Genomic DNA, 20,647 nt, shown 5'->3' with positions numbered 1-20,647 from the left:
TCGTTTCCGACGGAAGGAGACGGCATGGAGCACATATTGCGCCCCGAAGGCGCACCGCCGGTCAACGGGTACAGCCACGCGGTGCGTTTCACGGGACCCATGGTCGTGGTCTCGGGGCAGGTGCCGGTGGCCCCGGACGGTGCGGTGGTGGGTGTCGGTGACGCCGAGGCGCAGGTCCGGCAGGTGTACGCGAATCTCGCCACAGCGCTGGAGGCGGCGGGCTCGGGTCTGGAGCACATCGTCAAGCTGACGGTGTATCTGACCGACCTGGAGGACCTGCCCACGTTCCGGCGCGTACGGGACGAGCACCAGGACGCGGAGCGCCCGCCGGCCTGCTCGCTGGTGCGCGTCGCCGGGCTGGTGCACCCCGACTTCCGGGTCGAGGTCGAAGCCCTGGCCGTGGCTCCGGACGGCCCGGCCACCGCCTGACAGGCGCGCGGCCCCGCACCTGACGGACGCGCGGCCCCGTATACGGAGAGGGCCGCCCGGAGCGGGCGGCCCTCGTGGTGCGGGCGTGCGGTGGTTGCTGATACCGCGGTGGTCCTGGGAAGTGCCGGTCTTACGGGTCATGGCTGCGGTGCGCGGCGCCTTTCCGATGCGTCAGGGGATCGACCGGCCATGGGGGAGCTGACCGCTCAACTACGAGGAGGCCGATGGCCGGTGGTGATCGCGGCCGTCAGCAGGGGCGGGCGTACCAGACCGGGGTCCAGCCGGCCGTGCCGGAGCTGTAGGCGCCGCCGGTGTTCCAGCGCTCGCTGCCGTCCCGGTTGTAGAAGCGGCCCACGGTGCCCGGCGTCTGGTTGTTGACCCAGGTGCCGTCGCCGACCAGGTTGGGCAGCTGGTAGTAGCCGCAGCGGTAGTAGTCGAAGCTGTTGCCGTTGCCGCCGGCGCCGTTGGCCCAGCCGCACAGGTGCCCGTAGGAACAGGCGGGCTTGATGTCGCCCTTGGCCGGCCCGGCGGCCAGGTCGTGCGCGTACTTCTGGCCGGGGGCCCGGACCACCATGCTGCCGCCGGGCACAAGGATCTTGTTGGCGGAGACCTGCTTGCCGCCCAGGTCGGCGACGTAGCCGTCGACCTGCGCCTGGAGCTGTGCGGACTGGGTGCCGGTCAGGCCAGCCTGCCGGGCCTGCGCGGCGAAAGGGGCGACGGTACTGGTGTCGGCCGAGGCCGCGCCGGTGAGACCGAAGACCGATGCCGCGGCGAAGGTACCGGCGGCGAGGAGCATCGCGGACATTCTTCGTACTGCCATGAAGGGGTCTCCCTCGGGTGTCCGGGTGGGCGAGCCGGTACCGTCCGGCTCGCCCGTCCAAGATGCCCCGGAGGGCAAACGGCGGACCACCCGTTTCTGGTCCACCTCCCGCACCCCTCCCCCAGGTCACGGGTGACCGTGGAAATAGCTGCTGACCAGGGCGGAAGCGCTGTTTCCGGTTCGCGGGCGGCCGTCGTACGCAGACTGTTACCCCCGGTGACCAGCGACACAAGACGTCACAGGAATGCCCAAAAACGTCACTGGCGGCATCCAGGATTTCGCGTACAACCCGGGCGGTGGTCCGGGCGTCGCCGGGCGTTCACCCGGAGGGCGATCAGTGGACGGAAATCCCGCCGCCGGAATGCCGTCCCCGAAAACCGCCGCCGAACTCCCCTGCCTGACAACGCCGTTCACCGGAACCCCAGATCCGCCTCCACTCCGGTCAGCTCACAGCTGGCCTCCCACAGCCGCGCCGCGAGGGCGGCGTCGGCCATCTGCTCCTGCACCGGCTCGGCCCGCGGCAGGCCGCGCAGCCCGAACACCCGCGGCCCCCACAACTGCCCGCCCGTCGCCAGCGGGTCGAGGACGGCCCGTACGACGGGCCACGCACCGGCGTCCTTGCCCTGGACGAGCAGTCCGGCGGGCAGCCCGAGCAGCCGCTCGCCCGAGGTCCGTACGTGCACCGGCGCGCGCGACGGCGTGAGGGCGTCCAGGGCGCCGCCAGGGTGAGCCACCAGGCTACTGACCGTGCTGCCCAGCGCGCGCAGCCGGCGATCGAGGGCGAAACCGAAGGTCATCTGCGCCAGTTTCGAGCGTCCGTAGGTCCGCTTCGGGCGGTAGTCGTCCGCGCGGGACTGGAGATCGGTCAGGTCCAGTCGCTCGGATTTCGCGGCGAAGCTGCCGACGGTGACCACGCGGCCGGCCGGCGCGGCCATGAGCAGCGGTGCGAGCCACCGGGTCAGCGCGAAGTGCCCGAGGTGGTTGGTCCCGAACATCAGCTCGTGGCCGTCCGCGGTCTCGCGGCGCGGCGGATCGTCGAGCGCCACCCCGGCGTTGTGCACCACCGCGTCGAGGCGGTCCAGCGCGAGCGCGTCCACGGTGGCCGGGAGGGACGCCAGGTCCGCGAGGTCCAGCGGCACGTGCCGCACGCGGGCGCCCGGGACCCGGGAGCGGATGCTCGCCGCGGCGGCCTCGGCCTTCGTACGGTCGCGGCTGCCCAGCACGACGGTGGCTCCCGTACCGGCGAGCTGTTCCGCGACGAAGTAGCCGATGCCCGCGTTGCCGCCGGTGACCAGGATGGACCGGCCCTCGGCGGACGGCGGACGGTGCACGTCCCAAGAACCGGGCGGGGTCGGGCGCGGGTGCTGGGCTGCGGAAGGCACGGTGTCGGGCTCCTCGGTCACGTCGTGGGCCGCCGGACGGCGGCGGGCGCCCGGCCGCCGCGGCGTCGGGCCGTCCCGTACGACAAGATCGCAGCGGCCACCGACACGGCGCCGACGCGCCACCGACAGCCCGGCTCTCCGTCCCGGCCCGGCGGGGGCCTGCCGGAGTGATCATGAAGGATGCGAGGATGGCCGTATGGACATCCTGCGCAGGAACCACGTCACCGTCACGGGGAACCCGGACGGACCGGCCGTGGTGCTGGCCCACGGTTTCGGCTGTGACCAGAACATGTGGCGTCTGACCGTTCCCGCCCTGGCCGATGTCCACCGTGTGGTGCTGTTCGACTACGTCGGCTGCGGCCGCTCCGACCTGTCGGCGTTCCGGGAGGACCGCTACGCGTCCCTCGACGGCTACGCGCAGGACGTGGTGGAGATCGCCGAGGCCCTCGACCTGCGCGACGCGACATTCGTCGGGCACTCGGTCAGCGCCATGGCCGGCGTGCTCGCCGCCCGGCGGGCCCCGGAGCGCTTCGGCGCCCTGGTCATGGTCGCCCCGTCCCCGCGCTACATCGACGACGAGGGCTACCGCGGCGGGTTCACCACGGCGGACATCGACGAGCTGCTGGACTCGCTGGACTCCAACTACCTGGGCTGGTCGGCCGCCATGGCGCCGATGATCATGGGCAATCCGGAGCGGCCCGAGCTCGGCGAGGAGCTGACCCGCAGCTTCTGCGCCACCGACCCCGACATGGCCCGCGTCTTCGCCCGCACCACCTTCCTGTCCGACTCCCGCGACGACCTGAAGTCGGTGACCGTGCCGACGCTGGTGCTGGAGTGCACCCAGGACATGATCGCCCCGCGCGAGGTCGGCGCGTTCGTCCACCGCCAGATCCCCGGCTCGACGCTGGTCACCCTGGACGCCACCGGCCACTGCCCGCACCTGTCCGCGCCCGAGGCCACCAACCGGGCGATCACCGGCTTCCTGACGGGGCTGCGGTGATGAGCCGCACCGGACGGAACAGCCCCGAGCCGCACGGGGCGGGCGGCGATGGCGCCACGACCGCCGCGTTCGCCGCCCTGCTGGAGGACAGCGCCGAGGAGCTCTACGACTCCGCGCCCTGCGGCTATGTGTCCACGCTGATGGACGGCACCATCGCGAAGGTCAACGCCACGCTCCTGGACTGGCTCGGCCTGGAGCGGGACGCGGTGGTCGGGCGGACGCGGTTCGCCGATCTGCTCACCGTGGGCGGCAAGCTCTACCACGAGACGCACTTCGCGCCGCTGCTGCGCATGCAGGGCGAGATCAACGGGATCGCACTGGAGCTGCGGCGCGCCGACGGCACGCGTATCCCGGTGCTGGTCTCGGCCACCGTCAAGTACGGCAGCGAGGGCGAGCCGCTGCTGATCCGCGCCACCCTCTTCGACGCCCGCGACCGGCGCGCGTACGAGGAGGAGCTGCTGCGGCGCCAGCAGGAGGCGGAAGCGGCCCGCCGGCGGGCGGAGGCCGACCGCGCGCGCCTTCAGGAGGCGCTGGCCGTCCTTCAGCAGAGCCTGCTGCCCACCGTGCTGCCCGAGATACCGGGGCTGGAGGTGGCCTCGTACTACCACACCGCCTCCCCCGACCGGCTCGGCGGCGACTTCTACGACCTGTTCGCCCTGGACGGCAAGCGCTGGGCGTTCTTCCTCGGGGACGTGAGCGGCAAGGGTCCCCGCGCGGCCGCCCTGACCTCGCTCACCCGCTACACCCTGCGCGCCGCCGCACTGCACGACCCGGATCCGGAGGCCGCGCTGGCCACCTTGAACACGGTTCTCCACGAGCGGTACAGCGGCGGCGATCCGCGGTACTGCACCGCCATATTCGGAGTGCTGGAGCCGGACCAGGACAGCGGGGAGGTCACCGTACGGCTCGCCTCCGGCGGCCACCCTCCCGCTCTGGTCCTGCGCGCCGACGGCACCTGCGACTACCTGCACACCCCGGGCGGTCTGCTCGTCGGCATCCTGCCGGAGCCACGCTTCGTCACCGCCACCACCACCCTCACCCCGGGCGACGGCCTCCTGCTGTACACCGACGGTCTCACCGAGGCCCGCACGGGCCCCGACCGCGTCCTGTACGGGGAGGAGGCCCTGCGTACGTTCGCCGCCGACCATGCCGGATCGCCGCCGCGTGCCGTGATCCAGGCGCTGACCGGCCTGCTGGAAGGTTTCGGCGACGGCCTGGACGACGACACCGCCCTGCTCGCCCTCGGGGTCCCGGCCCTACAATCCTGACTCCTTCCGTCCCTGTCCCTCCGACCCCACCCCAGAGATGAGCCCGCTGAAGACCACCACCCGAGACGCCGCGACCGGCCCCGTACTGGAGATCGTCGGCGACCTCGACTACGAGCACGCCGACGAGCTGCGCACCGCCGTGTCCGGTCTGACCCTGCGGCCGGGCCAGCGGCTGGTCCTCGATCTCGCGGCAATGGAGTTCTGCGACTCCAGCGGCATCACCGCCCTGCTGGCCGCGCGCAACCACGCCCTCGCCGCGCAGGCCGACATCGCCCTGGCCGCGGTGCCCGCCAACACGCTGCGCGTCCTCCGTTACGTAGGACTCGACCAGATCTTCCCCTGCCACCCGGACAGCGAGACCGCGACCGCTTCCTGACGGGCGCTCCCGACCGTCCGGCGCCGCCACGGGACACACCGCCATAAGTCGCATTGTCCGACTTATTACTACTCGGGCTTCTTGTCGCACCCTTCGGCGTAGGCTCCCGTCGACAGGACGGCCCCGGCAAGGGGCTTCTGCCGCACCAGGGGGTAATCACCATGCGCATGATCTCCACGGCTGTCGCCACACTGGCCCTCGCAGCCTCCTCATTGATCCCCGCCACCCACACCACCGCTCCCCACACCTCCGCCAAGGCTCCGCTGCCCACCTGCAAGGGCCCGACCTGCAACGGGCTCACTCCCGAGGAAGGCGGCTGCGCCGACAACGCGGACACACTCGATTCGAGGACCCTGGGCAGCGCCAGGGTCGAGCTCCGCTACAAGGCGGCGTGCCGGGCCGCCTGGGTCAGGGTCCACGGCCCGGTCGGGACGATCGGCACGGTCGCCAACACCGCGAACCCGCAGAACACCTACGAGACCCGGATCGACCGGGGCAGCGACGCGCACTCCCGGATGGTCAACGACATGGACCTCAAGGCCGCCGCGTGCATGACCGTCCCCGGCGCCGGAACCGTGTGCACCGACTGGAAGTGACACCGGTCCGCCGCACGGCCCAGGGCCCTCCCGGAGATGCCGTTCCTCTTCCGGCCGTCTCGCCGCGGAACCCCGCTCCTCCGGGGAGGCCCGGTACCTGACACGTACCGCCCGCGTTGTTCAGTGCCGACGGCCCGGGCACGGGCCCCGGACCGGACGGAGCCGCCCCATGACCGAGCCCCCGTCGTTGCCGCGGCGCGCCTTCCTGGCCCGTACGGGTGGCCTCGGCGCCGCCGGAGCGGGACTCGCCGGTGGTCACGGCCGGGCCGCCGCCGCGCCGATGCCGGGCGTGGAGGAACTGATCGGCCTGGTGCGGCCGGTGCTCGCGCAGCTGGCCCTGGACACCTTCCGCGGTCTCGCCGCCTTCGCGCTGCCCGGCGACGACGCGTACTCGCGCGCGCAGGGCACACCGCGCGGCCGGGCGGGCGGGGTCACCGCTGAGGCCGGTGAACTCGTCGAGGCCTCGCTCGACCGGTTCGTACCGTTCCCGCAGGAGGTGGCCAGGCCGCTGACCATGGCGCTGGTGACGGCCACGGCGGAGGCGGGGATCGAGCTGCCCCGGCACCTTCCGTCGGAGCTGGGACGGCTGGACGCGGCGCTGCGCCTGCTGCTGCGCGGGGACGAGAAGATCCCCCTGTCCCTCGTCGCGGCCGTGCTGCTCGGCCTCCTCGCCGCGCAGGTGAATCCGGCGGCGACGGGCGGCCCCTTCCTGTCGCCGTTCTCCCGGCTGTCCTACCGCGACAAGGCCCGGGCCTTCGAACTGCTGGAGCACACCGACTCCGACCTCGTCGCCCTGCTGGACACCCACCTCCCGCAACCGCTGCGCGGCTCCGTTTCCGGCCTGCTGAAGTACCTGGGCAGCGGCCTGCTGTCCCTCGTCGCCTTCGGCTGCTTCACCGAACACGCCGTATGGGACGCCGCGCGGCGGGACATCACGGCGCTGCCCGTGGGGTGGCGGCTCACCGGCTACGACGGGCGGACCGACGGGCTCGACGACCTCAAGGGCTACTACCAGGGCCGTAAGGAGGCCGTCGGACGTGCGTGATGTCATCGTCGTCGGCGCGGGCGGCGGCGGCCCGGTGATCGCCAAGGAACTGGCGGAGCGCGGGCTGGACGTCCTGCTCCTGGAGGCCGGTCCCCGGCACGCCCGTCCCCGCGAGGAATGGACGCATTACGAGAACGACGCCAATCACCCGCTCACCGGTTTCTTCCGCTTCGGTCCGGCGGACCGGGCGAAGAGCGCGTGGTTCCGGGAGACCCCGCAGAGCTCCTTTGTCATGCAGCTTTCCGGCGTCGGCGGCACGACGCAGCATTACTTCGCCAATTCCCCGCGCGCCTATCCGGGCGTGTTCTCCGGCTATTCCGGCCCGGACGCCGGCGCGTACGACACCCGCCACCGCTTCCCGTTCCCCTACGCCGAATTGGTGCCGTACTACGAGTGGGTGGAGGCCACCCTGCCCGTCCAAACGGCAGCGATGGGCGCCAAGGAAGAAGTCTATTTCCAGGGGTGCGAAACGCTCGGCATTCCCGTGCAGACGGCCCTGACCACCACCGGCGATTCCTACCGCCCGCAGCAGAACGCCATTCTGCAGCCCGGCGGCCACGCCGGGCGCACCGCCGACCCCCGCCTGCTGGTCTTCCCCCGGTCCACCGGCTGTACGTTCTGCGGTCATTGCTCGCAGGGCTGTATGCAGCCGGTCCACGCGCCGCGCAACCAGTTCGCCAAGCGCTCGACGGACAACAGCTACGTCCCGATGGCGCTGACCGCCGACGCGTGGTCCCCCGGCGGCCGGGCCGCCGAGCTGATCACCGACGCGTTCGTGACCCGTATCCACACCGAGGCGGGCGCGGCGACCGGCGTCACCTGGCGCACCGGCGCGACCGGCGACTCGCACCGGGAGGACGCGCGGGCGGTCGTGCTGTCCGGCGGCTGTACGGAGAATCCGCGGCTGTGGCACAACAGCGGCCTGCCCGACCCGAACGGCTGGGTCGGGCGCGGGCTGACCGACCACCACCTGGACTTCGTCGTCGGCGTCTTCGACCACGACGTCGGCAACAGCCGCGGCCCCGGTTCCGCGGCCCGCTGCGACTTCCCCGGCCGCGGCGCCCTGGAGCAGACCGGTTTCCCGCCCGCCCTTCAGGCGCTGATCCTCAGCACGTCCGACAGCGGAATCCGCGGCGCCTACACCAACGGCCGTGGGCCGCGAGGCCCTTGGGACGGCCCCGCCGGGCGCGTCCTCGGGCCCCAGCTGGCCGACCTGATGCAGGACGGCGGCCACGACCGGCTGCTGAACGTCCTGGTGCTCACCGACGACGACGTGGAACCGGACAACCGCGTCCTGCCCTCGGTCTTCCCGGCCGACGCGCACGGTCCCGTGCCGAAGGTCGAGGTGCACCACCGCCGCCGCAGCGCCCGTACGCTCGCCAACCGCGAGTTCCTGGCCCGCAAGGCGACCGCGCTGCTGCGGGGCGCGGGGGCCCGTACGGTCCTGCGCGTCGACATGTTCCCCGTACCGCTGCACGTGCAGTCGTCCCTGCGTACGGGCCTGGACCCGCGCACCTCGGTGCTGGACGCCGACTGCCGCAGCCGCGCGGTCGACCGGCTGTACGTCGCCGACAACTCCGCACTCGCGAACTCCCTCGGCGGCCCGAACCCGACCCTGACCACCCAGGCCCTGGCGACCCGCACCGCCGAACGCGTCTTCACCCGGGTCTTCGGCGGGGACCCGTGGGTCCGCACCGGCGCGCCCGTCGTGTCGACGGACGTACGGGTCAGCCGCCGCCTCGCCGAACTGGGCCTCTGAGCGCCCCCGAATGTCACGGTGACCCCGGCACCATTCACTCGTTTGAAGGAAGGAAGCGACGCCCGTACCGCAGTCAGCCTTGGGAGGCGCCCCAGTCCATGGTCACGTCCCGCCACCGCTCCCCGGACGGCCGTGAACGGATCACGCTCGACGAAGCCGAGGCCGGCCTCGTCGAGCAGTACCCCGACCTGGTCCGTCTCGCCTACCTGACGCTTCCGCCCACGCTCAGCAGACACCGCAAGGTCCTCGCCGCCCACGGTCTCGTGCAGCGCGCGCTGCCCGGGTTCCGGCAGCGCAGGGCGGTCCCCCGGGTGCCGGCGCAGCGCCTGGGGACGGAGCGGCACGGAGCGGCGTGGGTACGGGAACGGGTGCTGCGCGCGGCGCTGGCGTACGAGCGGCGTCCGCGGTGGTGGCCGGCGAGCCTGCCGCCACCGCGTGCCCTGCGGCCCACGCTGCCGCTGGTGTGGGGGCTGCGGCTGTTCCCGCGGGCGGGCGGCCGGGAGGAGATCGCGTTGGGGCAGGCGCTGTCCGGGCTCTCCGCCGACGTACGCGCGGCGTTCGTGCTGTGCCGCGCGGACGGACTCCCCGAGACGCAGGTCCGGGCACTGCTCTGCGCGTCCGGGGCACGCCGCCCGGACCGCGCCCTACGGATCGCTCGGCAGCTCGACGCACCGGCTGTCGCGGCCGCCCAAACCTTGCTGCGCTCCGCCGAGTTCAACGCCTGCGCGGTACAGACCCGGCCCACGGACCTGCTGCGCCGCAGGCACCGGTTCCGCCTCGCCTGGGCGGTGGCTGCAGTGGTGGCGGTCGGCGCCGTGGTGCTGGCCGCCACCGGCGCGCCGACGGGACAGCGGCCCCCGCGCGCGGCCGTCGGCACCACTCCGGTCGCCCCCGAGGACCTGGTACGGGCGCCCCGCGAGGAGTGGGCCGACACCGCGCGGGTGGACTTCACCGCCTGGCCGCCCCGCGGCGGACGCACCGACGACCGCGACCTGCTCACCCGCGCCCTGACAACCTGGACCCACCCCGCGCGCGGCACGCACATCACCCGTACGCCCGGCACCTTCACCGGCCCTCCCCCGGCCGGCACGCAACTCCTGTACGCGGGCGAAGCCGACGGCAGCGCCGTAGTGATCTTCCACGACGGCCTCCGCGCCATCCGGTACACCGAACCCCTCTCCCCCGACGGCCACGCCACCCTCGCCTTCACCCGTACGGACAGCAGCGACATGACCACGGCCGCCGCACTCGTCGTCACCCGCCCGCACGGCGCGGCCCGCTACCTGACCGCCCCATGGATCGCCGAGGCACGCACCCGCGACTTGCTGCGGCCCGACGGCCCCGCGCGGCGGTTGCGGGTCTCGACGGAAGGCGTCACCGAGCCGGTGCCCAGCCCGGCGTCCGCCGGAGCCTGCGGGTCCTGGCCGACCCTCCAACTCCGCACCTCCGCCCGCATCGCGGAGAAGACCACCTTCCTCGCCACCGACCTGGGCGGCCTGACACCCGCCCACCTCACCCACACTCCCCAGCCGGGCGACGACACCCCGACATGGCAACCGCGCGAGCCAATCACCGAGGCAGCCCTACAGAGCTGGTCCCGCACGGCCTGCCACCTCTCCGACCTGCCCCACGGCGTACGAACGGTCAACCTATGGAACTTCGCCGAACAGCCCCTCCCCGAGAACGGCGGGCGCGCCGTATGGTCATGCGTCCGGGCGGACACCTGGCGTGGGACGGGCGAGGTGAGCGTGCTGTTCACGACACCTGGAGAGGCGGGGCGGGTGGTGGCCCGGGAGAGCGCGACGGGGGCGTGCAGCCGGTACGGCCGGGAGGTTGTGGCAAGCGCCCGGTGGCGGGCGCCGTCCGGGCATGGGTATCTGGTGGCGGCGGGGAGTCGGGGGGTTGTGGGGATTGAGGTGGTGGGCGTGGTGCGGGCCTCGGAGGAGGGGCGGCTCCTGGCCGTACGGGCTCCCGGGGGCGCGCGGGCTCAGGTCAGGGGCGCCTTGCCGGGGGCGGGGAGACCGCCGAGGTCGGGGGCTCGGCGGAGGATTGATGGGGGGCGCCGGTAGAGGGCGGCGGGCGCGCCGGAGAGGACGACGCCCGCTCCGCCGGGCGGAGGCATCCGGGGGGGGCGTGCGGCGGTTTCGATGAGTGAGCCACCGCGCGAAGTTCCGCACCGGCCACACCGCCGCACACACAGCCCGTTTCCCGCAGTTTCCGGCAACCCGCGGCGGTGGCCCGCAGGAAACCACCGCACCGAGTTGCCGTTCGTCTCCCAGACGATCACGCCGGACTGACACGGGACCGCCCACAACAGAGGCGGACCTGACTCCCCGATCCGACATGCGCGAGCGCGTCACGGCTCCGACGGAACCGATCCTTCCCTCGTCGCAGGGGTGCACCAAGGAGAGCGGCCGCCCGACCTGGACCCAAACCTGGGCACCGCCACTTGCCTGGCGACGGATGCCCCCGAACCGAACGAACTGCTCGCCGTAGAAACGGTAGCGAACCAGGCCGACTGTGACGCAGAAGGCTAGTTGGCCACTCGGCGGTCCGTGGTGCCGGCCCACGGCGGCGTCGTGTCAATTCGCAGTTGGCCACCTTGTCGACTGGAGGTTCATCGTGGGCTCTGTGTGCCCCACCGAGTGGCCGCCGGCGACAGCGACGCACGGTACCGGTTCGCCCGGCCTCACGATGTCGCGCCGACCAGGATCCCTCGTCCTGCATGGAACCGCTCGAAGACGCGCATGGGCAGCGATGCGGAGTCTGCATTGTGGGAGTAGCCCGACGGATTATGGAACCGCACCATCCCGCCATGGACCGCATGCACCAGCACCAGGTGCCCTCCCCGTCGCGGTGCGGGGGTTCTTGGGTCGCGGATCTCAGGAGATACCGAAGCGATCAGGACCTGCCCGGGGCGCACTGCTTGGGCGGATTTTTGAATCGGCGTGTTCTCGACCAGTTGGCACGTGAAACCGAATTGTGAGCTGGCCCATGCCATGAATGGCCTGTAGATCAGTCCTTGGACTTTGCCCTGGGGTTCCACCACATAGTAGCCCCAGTCGAGGGCCAGCGCAAGGAGTTCACGCATCGACAGTCGGATGTCCGTCCAGCCATGGAGCAGGGACTGCAGACATGCCAGACCGCAGATCTTGCGGGACCAGAACAGGTACTCCTCACGCGAGTGGTAGCCGTCGGAGGCCCAGTCGTGCAGTTGCGATGAATCGGTGTGCCTCAGGAAGACATCGAGACCCGATGGGGCGGCACGCCGCATGACGACCTCGTCGTTTCGGTCGAGGCTTCCCCACTGTGAGACGTAAGGGAGAAGGCTTCCATCATGTGACGGGAAAGTCGAAATAGACATCTGAGTAAGGCTCGCTTTTCAGCGTGTAGTGCCACCACTCGCAGGCGTAGCGAGCAAACCCGCAGTTCTCCATGATGGAGCAAAGGCGCTCGCGGTTTCCCGCTTCGGTGGGCGTTAGTCCGCTAGCTCCGTGGTGTGAGATCGGGTCCATGAGGTCGTGGTCGCCGCCCATGCGTGCTCTTCCTCCGGTGGCAAGGCTGTAGAGCGTCAAGTCGACGGTACTGCCGCGACTGTGGCTCGACTTGGTGGCCACGTATCCCTCGTCGACAAGCTGGGATCTGTCGATATTTGGGTAGTGGCGCCTCTTGGTGCGACCATCCTCTGGCTGTTCTGACCAGCGCAGGAAACAATCGACGGCGCGCTGCGGACGGTACCCGTCCCAGACAAGCAAGCCGAACCCGAGGGAGGCGGCTTCTTCTTGCACTCGCCTGAGGGCTGCGCACAAAGCTCTGGTGCCGATTATCCGGTTAGCCAGGTATCCGTCTACCGGCTTTCCGGTAAAGTTGTCCCGGGTAGCGTACTTGGCGTCCCAGCGGATGCCCGGCACATGTTCGTCCAGGTACACGAACTCGTCCAGGTAGACGAAGTCGCCCTTCATCGCTTTTTCCGGTTCAGCGTTATGGACACGAGACGATCGATCACGTCGGAAAGCGGCAGACCTGCGGCGGCCATCATCCGGGGATAGCGACTGTAGGAGGTCATGCCGGGCAGGGTGTTGACTTCGTTGAGTACCACCTGACCGTCCTCCTTGAGGAACATGTCCACGCGGGCAAGCCCCTGGCAGCCCAGGGTGCGGTAGATGGTCTTGGCGCTCTCCTGGACGAGCCGACGCGATTCCTCGGAGATGTCGGCGGGTACGATGAATGTCGAGTTCTCCGAGCCGGTCTCGGGTGAGTCCTCCTGGTGGATCCTGAAGAATCCGTGTGAGAGGGCCACACGGTCCACCTCGCCCGCGATCGGGCTTGAGGGGTCGCCCAGGATGGCACAGCCGATCTCGCTCCCGACCACGGCCTCTTCGATCAGGATCTTCGAGTCGTACTGTCGTGCCGCGTCCAGTGCGCCCGGCAAGTCCTCTTTTCCGGCGACTTTGCTGACGCCGAAGGATGAGCCCGAACGGGCCGGCTTCACGAAGACGGGATAAGGAAGTTGCTCTGCGTCGACCTTCTCGTTCCCCGCGACCACCCGGAAATTCGGCGTGGCGATTCCCGCGCTCTTGGCGACGGTGTAGGTCAGGGATTTGTCCATGCAGATGGCGGAGCTCTGGACGTCGCAGCCGGCATAGGGGATGCCGGAGAGTTCCAGCAGGCCCTGGAGCGCACCGTCTTCACCGAGTGCGCCGTGCACGAGGGGCAGCACGAAGTCCAGCCGGATCGCTTCGAACCGTCCCTGTTCCAGGATGAGCAGTCCGTGGACGCTTCGGTCGGGTGACAGCGCGACCGGACGGGCGCCCTCTTTTTCCCAGTCTGCGCTGGGGACGTCACAGAGCTTCCAGGCGCCGGACTGCGTAATGCCGATCCAGTACGGTTCGTATTTATCGGTACTGAGATTCTTCGCGACTTCCTGAGCGGACTTGACGGAGACAGGGTGCTCTTCGGAAGAGCCCCCGAAGACGATGCCGACCTTCAACCTGTTCATGTGTTCCCGCTTTCGAAGTGGAGGCAGTTGACGATGCTGTTTCTGATGGTGTCGCGCAGCGCGTGGTCGGTGTAGTAGGCCGTGTGTGGGCTGATGAACACATTCGGCAGCTCTTGCAGTCGCAACAGCGAGCGGTTCTCGATGGGCTTGTTCCGGCAGTCGGTGTAGAAGATGCCTTCCTCGCCGTCGAGGACATCCAGCGCCGCGCCGCCCAATTTGCCGCTCTCCAACGCCGGGAGAAGGGCTTCGGTATCAATGAGCGGACCGCGTCCGGTGTTGACGATGAACGCGCCGTGTTTCATCTGCTCGATACGCCGGCGATCGAGGAGGTGGCGGGTTTCTGCGGTGAGCGGGGTGTGGAGCGTGACAATGTCGCTGTGCTGGAGCAACTCGTCGAGCGGCACGTAATCGGCGGAGGTCTTGTGGCGGTTGTCGTAGGCCAGCACGCGGCAGCCGAAGCCTCGCAGCCGGTCGATGACTGCTGTGCCGATACGCCCCGTACCGACCACTCCAACCGTCAGATCGCGCAATTCTTTGCCGCGTATCTCACTCAGCCGGTAGTCATGGGCATCAGCGCGGCGGAGGGTGGCCTTCGCGTGGCGCACGGCCATCAGCATCAACATCAACGTGTAGTCGGCAACGCTGTCGGGAGAATACGCCACCTTTCCGACGGAGATACCGACGCTCTTGGCGTAGCTCACGTCGATGTGGTCGCATCCGACGCTTCGTGTGGAGAGATACTCCACACCGACGCGGCTCAGTGCCATGAGCGTGGCACGGGTGACGTGCGTCTTGTGGCCGATGCTGATGCACCGGTTGCCGGCGGCCAGGCCAACGTTGGCTTCACAGACCGCTGCCTTCGTGATGGTCGGCACCACGCCAAAGCGAGGCGCCATTTCCCGGAAGAGGTGGGCCTCATCTTGCTCGCACCCATAGACCGTGATTCCCGTGGTCGAGTCAGCCCGTGAGGGCAGCGCCGGTGCTCGGGTGCGGCACGCCGCCGCTCGTGTGGATCCGCTGGAACTCATGTCGCCCAGTCAAGAGAGCGTGGTGTTGCCGAGGCGTATGCGTTTTTTGATACGCCGGCGATATGTAGGCAGCCGCTGCCCGCGCAGGACGATGACCGTCACGGACCAGCCCTGGCCCCGTAGAGGATGTCGGCGGAGGGCCTCCGCCACACGGTGCCGTGTCGCCTTCGCAACTCCGGGCGGTCGTGAAACGGCGCTCGGGCGGGCCGACGACGCCGCGGCCGGACCGGATGCTCCACCTGTCGGGTGATCCGGTCGATCCCACGGACGAAGTCGGCGCGGCCGTCAATGCTCGCGCGGGGTGATGGCGGGCAACATATCGTCGGCGTATCGAAAACTGCATACGTCTCGGCAACACCACGCTCTTTTCACTGGGGGGCATGAGTTTCAGCGAACATGCCTGTGTCGTCCTGTGCCTCGCCGGCCCGCCTGCGCCCGCCCTCACTGTGCCGGGCCGGTTGTTGCTGCCCTGCACCACTCCTTGCGTGGTTGAGGCGTGATCCCGCTCAGCCTCGGCGAGATCGCCGCAGTGGTCGGCGGGAGCGTCGTGGGCGACGGCGCCGTGACGGTGACCGCGCCGGCCGTGCTCGACAGCCGGCAGGCCGAGCCGGGCAGCCTCTTCGTCGCCTTCGCCGGCGAGCACGCCGACGGCCACGACTACGCCTTCCAGGCCGGCTGGGCCGGCGCGGTGGCCGTGCTCGGCTCCCGGCCCACGGCGCTGCCGACCGTCGTCGTCACGGACACCGAGACCGCGTTGCAGGCGCTCGCCGCCCACGTCGTGGCACGGCTGCGCGAAGGGCTGACCGTCGTCGGGGTGACCGGGTCCCGCGGCAAGACCAGCACCAAGGACCTGCTGGCGGCCGTGCTGTCGAGCGCCGCGCCGACGATCGCCACGAGCGGCTCGCTCAACAACGAGCTCGGCGTGCCGCTGACCATGCTGCGGTGCACTGCGGCTACCCGCTTCCTCGTCCTGGAGATGGGAGTGCGCCACATCGGCGACATCGCCAAGCTCACCGGCCTGGTCGCGCCCGATGTCGGGGTCGTCCTCAATGTCGGCCAGGCCCACCTCAGCCGTCTCAAATCACGCGCGGCGATCGCCCGGGCCAAGGGCGAGCTGGTGCAGGGCCTGGCACCCGGCGGCACCGCGGTCCTTTGCGCCGACGACCCCCGGGTGGCCGCGATGCGCTCGCTCACCGACCGCCCGGTGCTGACCTTCGGCCGGGCGGAACACGCCGACGTTCGCGTACTCGACGTGGTGCTGGACCGGCTCGCCCGGCCATCCTTCACCCTGCGGACCGCCGCCGCCCGGGCTCCGGTCGCGCTGCCGCTCGTGGGCGCTCACCAGGCGCTCAACGCGACGGCTGCCGCGGCGGCGGCGCTGGCGGCCGGTATCTCCCTCGATGCGGCCGCGGCGGCGCTGCCCACGGTCTCGCTGTCACAGTGGCGCTTGGAGCTGCGTGACCTCGCCGGCGGGGCAACGCTGCTCGACGACTCCTACAACGCCGACCCCGACTCGGCCCGTGCCGCTCTGGACGCGCTGGCGGCCATCGAGGGCAAGCGCCGCATCGCCGTCCTCGGCGAGATGCTCGAACTCGGCGACGGCAGCGAGGCCGAGCACCGCGCCGTTGGGGAGTACGCCGCTGCCCGGGCCGACGTGGTGGTCGCGGTCGGCAGCCGGCCGCTCGCCGACGGTGCCGGAGAGCGGGTGGTGGCGCTGGCCGACAACGCCGCGGCCATCCAATGGCTGCGCGGCCGGCTCACGGCCGGCGATGTGGTGCTCGTCAAGGCCTCCCGCGGGGCGCGCCTGGACGAGGTCGCCGCCGCGCTCGCCTGCGGACCCCAAGATCAGCCGGCGGACCAGCCCATGGACGACAGGTAGGAGCGGTTGTGGCTTTTCGCGTACGGACCATCACGGCAGGCGATCACGCCGCGTTCAACGCGTCCCAGCCCGCGGTGAGTTTTTTGCAGACCCCGGCCTGGGCGTCGGTGAAGAGTGAGTGGGGGTCGGAGTCGCTGGGCTGGTTCGACGACCGCGATCAACTGGTTGGCGCGGGCCTGGTGCTGTACCGCCGACTGCCCGGGGTCAAGACGTCGCTGGCGTATCTGCCCGAAGGTCCGGTGATCGACTGGGCTTCGGATGATCTGGCCGGCCGGCTCGGCCCGTTGGTGGAGCACCTGAAGCGCTCCGGCGCCTTCGCCATACGCATCGGGACGACGGTGGCGGCCCGCACCTGGAGTGCGGCGACGGTCAAGGCCGCGATCGCCGACCCGGGGATCACCAGGCTCAGCGACGTGCCGCCGGACACGGTCAACGACGTCGCTGCCCAGGCACGCGTCCAGCTCCGACATCTGGGCTGGCGCCCGCCGAAGGAAGACGAAGGGTTCTCCGCCGGGCAGCCGCGCTGGGTTTTCCAGGTCCCGCTGGCCGGCAAGGACGAGAATCAACTGCTCAAGGGGATGAACCAGCTCTGGCGGCGCAACATCAAGAAGGCCGGCAAGGCGGGCGTCGTCGTAACCCAGGGCGGTATCGGGGACCTGCCCGACTTCTATCGGGTCTACCTCGAGACCGCGAAGCGCGATCATTTCATCCCGCGGCCGTTCAGCTACTTCCCGGCCGTGTTCGAGGCGCTGCTGGCCGAGGACAAGGACCGGATCCGGCTCTATCTCGCCCATCACGAAGGTGACCTCGTTGCCGCCACCATCTGGATCCGGGTCGGGCAACACGCCTGGTACAGCTACGGCGCCTCCTCCACCGCCAAACGGGAGGTACGCGGGTCGAACGCCGTGCAGTGGCAGATGGTCACCGACGCGCTGGCTGCCGGATGTACGGTCTACAACCTGCGCGGCATCACCGACACCGTGGACGAGAACGACCCGCACCTGGGTCTGATCCAGTTCAAGGTCGGCACCGGCGGCGAAGCCGTGGAGTATCTCGGCGAATGGGATCTGCCGCTCAATCGCCTGCTCTACAAGGCATTCGACGTCTACATGTCCCGTCGAAGCTGAGGCAGCCCTCCGGTGGCGGGTCTCAGCGGGGGCGAGGCGACGTGGGCGCAGGAAGGCAGTAACCAGCGTAGTTCACAGGTGGGGCGTGCCCGGCGGGCGCACGGCCGCCTCAGCGCTCCACGGGTCGGTCGATGGCCGCATCGGGCCGCTCGTTCGCCTCGCACCTGGCCCAGGCCGGCCGCCGGGTCCCGCGAGGTAGCTCCGGCCGTGAGCGGGCAGCCGGTTTCCCTGGTGCGGTGCGGGCGTTGGTTGGAATCGGCCGGTCTGGTTGTGTGTGCGCTGACGCGGCGGGGAGTTGCACCGTGACGCGGAGCCCGCCGGCAGGGCGTGGGGTCAGGGTGAGGGTTCCGTCGTGTGCTTGAGTGATGCTTTTGACGATGGCCAGGCCGAGACCGACACCTGCGTGGCCGGTGTGCAAGCGTTCAGTGCCGCGCTGGAATGGCTCGGTGAGTGTCGAGACCAGCTGTGTGGTGAGCTTTTCGCCGGTGTTCTCGACGGTGAGTACCACGGTGTCGGGGCGGGCGCTGGTGGTCACCCATACGGCGCCCTGTTCCGGCAGGTTGTGGCCGATCGCGTTGTGCACCAGGTTCGTGGTCATCTGCAGCAGGAGCGCCGGTGAGCCGATGGTGGTGCTCGTGTCACCGGAGGCTTCGAGGGTGACGCCATGCTTTTCTGCCAAGGGGAGGAGCGTTTCCGTGGCTTCTTCCGCCAGGAGGGACAGGTCGACGTGTTCCCTGGTGAAGGAACGCTGGTTGGCGCGGCTGAGCAGGAGCAATGCTTCGGTGAGGTCAATGGCTCGGGCGTTGACCGCGCGGAGGCGATCGACAAGCTCGGCGGTGTCGCGGTTCGGATCGTTGCGGGCCACCTCGAGAAGCGCCTGCGTGACCGCCAGCGGGGTGCGCAGTTCATGCGAGGCATTGGCCGCGAAGCGTTGCTGTTCTGCGACGTGGGCTTCGAGCTGCGCGAGCATGGTGTCGAAGGAGTCGGCGAGTTCGCGGAACTCGTCTCGGCGGCCCGGCAGGCGGATCCGGTAGGAGAGCGGCCCGTTCGCCACCTTGCGTGTGACGTCGGTGATGCGAATCAGCGGGGTGAGCATCCGGCCGGCCAGAATCCACCCGCCCACGAGACCGAACACCAACAAGAACGCCAGCACCAGGATTCCCGCCGGAACGAAGACGACCGGGCCAAAATTACGTGGGTCGAAGACGCGTAGGAAGTCGGAAAGATCGGGGACGCTCAGGCTTTTCGACCTTCCGCGAAGAAGGAACACCCACACGGCGGCGAGCAGCAAGGCGCCCGCGATCACGAGGAACCCGGCGTAGCTGAGGGTGAGCTTGAGGCGGACGCTCAGCCCTTGGCGCCTACCCACACTCCGCTCCCTGGTCATCGGCGCCCGGTCCGGTGTCGATGCGGTAACCGACCCCGGGCACGGTGGCGATCAGCCAAGGCTCGCCGAGGCGTTTGCGCAGGGCCGAGACCGTGATGCGCACGGCGTTGGTGAACGGGTCTGCGTTCTCGTCCCACGCTCGCTCCAGCAGCTCTTCCGCGCTGACGACACCGCCTTCGGCAGCGACGAGGACTTCGAGCACGGCGAACTGCTTCCTGGTGAGCGCGATGTAGCGGCCCTCGCGGTAGACCTCGCGGCGGAACGGATCCACACGCAGGCCCGCGATCTCTCGCACAGGCGGCCTGCTGTGGGCGCGCCTGCGGTCGAGGGCTCTGAGCCTGAGCACGAGTTCTCGCATGTTGAAGGGCTTGGTGAGGTAGTCGTCGGCGCCGAGCTCGAACCCGCTGGCCTTGTCGTCGAGCCGGTCGGCAGCGGTCAGCATGAGGATCGGCATGCCTCCGCCGGTGGCGACGATGTGCTGGGCGATCTCGTCACCGGCCGGCCCGGGGATGTCCCGGTCCAGGACGGCGATGGCGTAAGTGTTGGTGCTCAGCAGTTCCAGGGCGGTATCACCGTCACCGGCGATGTCGGCCGCGATGGCCTCCAGGCGCAGCCCATCGCGGATGGCCTCGGCCATGTAGGGCTCGTCCTCGACGACTAACACACGCATGGCCAAATGCTACAAGCCGGTGCATATCGCCGGTATATCGAAAACCGGATACGGGCCGGCAACACCCCGCCTCCTTGTCTGGGGGCATGAACGGACCACACATCATCCCGCCTCGGCCCCGTGACCGGCTGTTCGCTGTCCTTGCGATGGTGCTCGCCGTGCTCCTGCTGCCCGTTGCGTTCGTCCGCCATCCCGGCCGCGCCTGCGAACTGGCCTGCCACTGGGCGCTGGGGATCCGGTTTCCTGCCGAGGATCTCACCGGGCTCACCGACGGCACCAGGGCGGCGTTCAGCGCTGCACGTGCTGCGGCGCTCTGGCGCCACGGGCAGCTCATCGGCCTCACCTCGGGGTACCGCGACCCGCTCGTCCAGCAACGGTTGTTCGACAACGAGGTGCGCCGCGCCGGCTCACCGGCCGCGGCCCGGAGGCTCGTACTGCCACCGGAGGAATCCAGGCACGTCAAGGGCACCGCGCTGGATGTGCGCCCGTTCGAAGGCGCGCGCTGGCTCGAGGAACACGGTGCTCGCTATGGCCTCTACCGCACCTACGACAACGAGTGGTGGCACTTCGAATACCGACCGGACGCCGGCTTGGCGCCAACGACCCAGGAGACCCGTAATGCTCTGCAAGCTCGATGACGAGGCAGGCATCCCGCGGCCTGAAGCGATCGTCGGCCGACCTGTCGCCCGCTACCTGGACAACGGCACGAGCCCCGAAGTCACCCACCTTCCGGCCCTCAGTGCGGTATCGGTCGAGTGGCGGCGTCCGGAGCGCGTGCAGCTGGATGGCTATCTATAACGGACGCAGGCCCTCCACCGGCTGGTCCGGGAGGAGTTGTGCCCAGTGGTGGTCTGCGATGAGGCGGCAGTGACAGCGAGTCGT

20 protein-coding genes are annotated in these 20,647 nt (G+C 70.1%); 12 read left to right on the top strand and 8 right to left on the bottom strand.

Translation table 11 applies throughout. The annotated features are described in order from the left end of the window. Positions 1-24 precede the first annotated feature (24 nt). Positions 25-429 (top strand): RidA family protein, encoded by a 405-nt coding sequence (locus CP984_RS39925; protein WP_003981385.1) that lies wholly within the window; start codon positions 25-27, stop codon positions 427-429. Positions 430-676: 247 nt separating this feature from the next. Here CP984_RS39925 and CP984_RS39920 read toward each other — a convergent pair whose 3' ends face one another. Together CP984_RS39920 and CP984_RS39915 are read right to left on the bottom strand one after the other, a co-directional pair. Further along, the gene (locus tag CP984_RS39920; RefSeq protein WP_030182235.1) at positions 677-1,249 is read right to left on the bottom strand and encodes a hypothetical protein; all 573 of its coding nucleotides are present in this window, start codon (positions 1,247-1,249) and stop codon (positions 677-679) included. 410 nt (positions 1,250-1,659) lie between these two features. After that, a complete protein-coding gene (locus CP984_RS39915; protein ID WP_050498898.1) occupies positions 1,660-2,631 on the bottom strand; it encodes an SDR family NAD(P)-dependent oxidoreductase in 972 nt (323 codons plus the stop codon). 196 nt (positions 2,632-2,827) lie between these two features. Between CP984_RS39915 and CP984_RS39910 the strand changes: the two genes are divergently transcribed. From CP984_RS39910 to CP984_RS39880, 7 genes are all read left to right on the top strand, one after another. Then, complete coding sequence (locus CP984_RS39910) at positions 2,828-3,631, top strand: alpha/beta fold hydrolase (protein WP_003981382.1); 804 nt, start codon at positions 2,828-2,830, stop codon at positions 3,629-3,631. Beyond that, positions 3,631-4,899 (top strand): SpoIIE family protein phosphatase, encoded by a 1,269-nt coding sequence (locus CP984_RS39905; protein ID WP_003981381.1) that lies wholly within the window; start codon positions 3,631-3,633, stop codon positions 4,897-4,899. The genes CP984_RS39910 and CP984_RS39905 overlap by 1 nt, the downstream gene beginning before the upstream one ends. Positions 4,900-4,936: 37 nt before the next feature. Further along, positions 4,937-5,275, top strand: a complete 339-nt coding sequence (locus CP984_RS39900; protein ID WP_003981380.1) for an STAS domain-containing protein — start codon at positions 4,937-4,939, stop codon at positions 5,273-5,275. A gap of 167 nt (positions 5,276-5,442) precedes the next feature. Further along, entirely contained in the window at positions 5,443-5,871 is a 429-nt protein-coding gene (locus CP984_RS39895; protein ID WP_157849542.1) for a DUF2690 domain-containing protein, read from the top strand. Positions 5,872-6,040: 169 nt separating this feature from the next. After that, complete coding sequence (locus CP984_RS39890; RefSeq protein ID WP_003981378.1) at positions 6,041-6,916, top strand: hypothetical protein; 876 nt, start codon at positions 6,041-6,043, stop codon at positions 6,914-6,916. Continuing rightward, positions 6,909-8,675 carry a GMC family oxidoreductase N-terminal domain-containing protein gene (locus CP984_RS39885; protein WP_003981377.1) on the top strand — a complete coding sequence of 589 codons (1,767 nt, stop codon included), beginning with the start codon at positions 6,909-6,911 and terminating at the stop codon, positions 8,673-8,675. Before CP984_RS39890 ends, CP984_RS39885 begins: the two co-directional genes overlap by 8 nt. Positions 8,676-8,773: 98 nt before the next feature. After that, a complete protein-coding gene (locus CP984_RS39880) occupies positions 8,774-10,744 on the top strand; it encodes a hypothetical protein (protein WP_050498890.1) in 1,971 nt (656 codons plus the stop codon). A gap of 620 nt (positions 10,745-11,364) precedes the next feature. Here the strand turns inward: CP984_RS39880 and CP984_RS39875 are convergent. Genes CP984_RS39875 through vanH form a run of 4 tightly spaced genes read right to left on the bottom strand, consistent with a single transcriptional unit; the run spans position 11,365 to position 14,702 of the window. Further along, entirely contained in the window at positions 11,365-12,039 is a 675-nt protein-coding gene (locus CP984_RS39875; protein ID WP_129820782.1) for a hypothetical protein, read from the bottom strand. After that, a complete protein-coding gene (gene vanX, locus CP984_RS39870) occupies positions 12,011-12,637 on the bottom strand; it encodes a D-Ala-D-Ala dipeptidase VanX (protein ID WP_003981376.1) in 627 nt (208 codons plus the stop codon). Before vanX ends, CP984_RS39875 begins: the two co-directional genes overlap by 29 nt. Continuing rightward, on the bottom strand, positions 12,634-13,674 hold the full coding sequence (gene vanA / locus CP984_RS39865) for a D-alanine--(R)-lactate ligase (RefSeq protein WP_003981375.1): 1,041 nt from the start codon (positions 13,672-13,674) through the stop codon (positions 12,634-12,636). Before vanA ends, vanX begins: the two co-directional genes overlap by 4 nt. Continuing rightward, a complete protein-coding gene (vanH, locus tag CP984_RS39860) occupies positions 13,671-14,702 on the bottom strand; it encodes a D-lactate dehydrogenase VanH (protein WP_078587031.1) in 1,032 nt (343 codons plus the stop codon). Before vanH ends, vanA begins: the two co-directional genes overlap by 4 nt. A gap of 496 nt (positions 14,703-15,198) precedes the next feature. Here vanH and CP984_RS39855 point away from each other — a divergent pair, with 496 nt between their 5' ends. Next, positions 15,199-16,581: a UDP-N-acetylmuramoyl-tripeptide--D-alanyl-D-alanine ligase gene (locus tag CP984_RS39855; protein WP_003981373.1), complete on the top strand. Its 1,383-nt coding sequence runs from the start codon at positions 15,199-15,201 to the stop codon at positions 16,579-16,581. 8 nt (positions 16,582-16,589) lie between these two features. Continuing rightward, positions 16,590-17,708, top strand: a complete 1,119-nt coding sequence (locus CP984_RS39850; RefSeq protein ID WP_003981372.1) for a lipid II:glycine glycyltransferase FemX — start codon at positions 16,590-16,592, stop codon at positions 17,706-17,708. A gap of 109 nt (positions 17,709-17,817) precedes the next feature. Here the strand turns inward: CP984_RS39850 and CP984_RS39845 are convergent, their stop codons facing one another. Together CP984_RS39845 and CP984_RS39840 are read right to left on the bottom strand one after the other, a co-directional pair. Next, positions 17,818-19,077 carry a sensor histidine kinase gene (locus CP984_RS39845; protein WP_003981371.1) on the bottom strand — a complete coding sequence of 420 codons (1,260 nt, stop codon included), beginning with the start codon at positions 19,075-19,077 and terminating at the stop codon, positions 17,818-17,820. After that, on the bottom strand, positions 19,070-19,765 hold the full coding sequence (locus tag CP984_RS39840) for a response regulator transcription factor (RefSeq protein WP_003981370.1): 696 nt from the start codon (positions 19,763-19,765) through the stop codon (positions 19,070-19,072). The genes CP984_RS39845 and CP984_RS39840 overlap by 8 nt, the downstream gene beginning before the upstream one ends. Before the next feature lie 86 nt (positions 19,766-19,851). On the opposite strand from CP984_RS39840, the gene vanY-N reads away from it, so the two are divergent. Together vanY-N and CP984_RS39830 are read left to right on the top strand one after the other, a co-directional pair. Further along, a complete protein-coding gene (gene vanY-N, locus CP984_RS39835) occupies positions 19,852-20,403 on the top strand; it encodes a D,D-peptidase/D,D-carboxypeptidase VanY-N (RefSeq protein ID WP_050498891.1) in 552 nt (183 codons plus the stop codon). Continuing rightward, positions 20,384-20,563, top strand: coding sequence for a hypothetical protein (locus tag CP984_RS39830; RefSeq protein ID WP_030190919.1), 180 nt, complete (start codon positions 20,384-20,386; stop codon positions 20,561-20,563). The genes vanY-N and CP984_RS39830 overlap by 20 nt, the downstream gene beginning before the upstream one ends. Positions 20,564-20,647: the final 84 nt, after the last annotated feature.

This window comes from Streptomyces rimosus (genome assembly GCF_008704655.1).
GTDB lineage: Bacteria > Actinomycetota > Actinomycetes > Streptomycetales > Streptomycetaceae > Streptomyces > Streptomyces rimosus.
The sequence above is the reverse complement of the archived record's forward strand: the minus strand, read 5'-3'. Positions and strand labels throughout refer to the sequence as shown.

Excerpts from the sequence above, each read along its gene's own strand:
- CP984_RS39920 (WP_030182235.1), bottom strand. The coding sequence starts at position 1,249 with ATGGCAGTACGAAGAATGTCCGCGATGCTCCTCGCCGCCGGTACCTTC.
- vanH (WP_078587031.1), bottom strand. The coding sequence starts at position 14,702 with ATGAGTTCCAGCGGATCCACACGAGCGGCGGCGTGCCGCACCCGAGCA.
- CP984_RS39905 (WP_003981381.1), top strand. The coding sequence starts at position 3,631 with ATGAGCCGCACCGGACGGAACAGCCCCGAGCCGCACGGGGCGGGCGGC.
- CP984_RS39925 (WP_003981385.1), top strand. The coding sequence starts at position 25 with ATGGAGCACATATTGCGCCCCGAAGGCGCACCGCCGGTCAACGGGTAC.
- CP984_RS39875 (WP_129820782.1), bottom strand. The coding sequence starts at position 12,039 with ATGTCTATTTCGACTTTCCCGTCACATGATGGAAGCCTTCTCCCTTAC.
- CP984_RS39840 (WP_003981370.1), bottom strand. The coding sequence starts at position 19,765 with ATGCGTGTGTTAGTCGTCGAGGACGAGCCCTACATGGCCGAGGCCATC.
- vanA (WP_003981375.1), bottom strand. The coding sequence starts at position 13,674 with ATGAACAGGTTGAAGGTCGGCATCGTCTTCGGGGGCTCTTCCGAAGAG.
- vanX (WP_003981376.1), bottom strand. The coding sequence starts at position 12,637 with ATGAAGGGCGACTTCGTCTACCTGGACGAGTTCGTGTACCTGGACGAA.
- CP984_RS39895 (WP_157849542.1), top strand. The coding sequence starts at position 5,443 with ATGATCTCCACGGCTGTCGCCACACTGGCCCTCGCAGCCTCCTCATTG.
- CP984_RS39910 (WP_003981382.1), top strand. The coding sequence starts at position 2,828 with ATGGACATCCTGCGCAGGAACCACGTCACCGTCACGGGGAACCCGGAC.
- CP984_RS39880 (WP_050498890.1), top strand. The coding sequence starts at position 8,774 with ATGGTCACGTCCCGCCACCGCTCCCCGGACGGCCGTGAACGGATCACG.
- CP984_RS39830 (WP_030190919.1), top strand. The coding sequence starts at position 20,384 with ATGCTCTGCAAGCTCGATGACGAGGCAGGCATCCCGCGGCCTGAAGCG.
- CP984_RS39900 (WP_003981380.1), top strand. The coding sequence starts at position 4,937 with ATGAGCCCGCTGAAGACCACCACCCGAGACGCCGCGACCGGCCCCGTA.
- vanY-N (WP_050498891.1), top strand. The coding sequence starts at position 19,852 with ATGAACGGACCACACATCATCCCGCCTCGGCCCCGTGACCGGCTGTTC.
- CP984_RS39890 (WP_003981378.1), top strand. The coding sequence starts at position 6,041 with ATGACCGAGCCCCCGTCGTTGCCGCGGCGCGCCTTCCTGGCCCGTACG.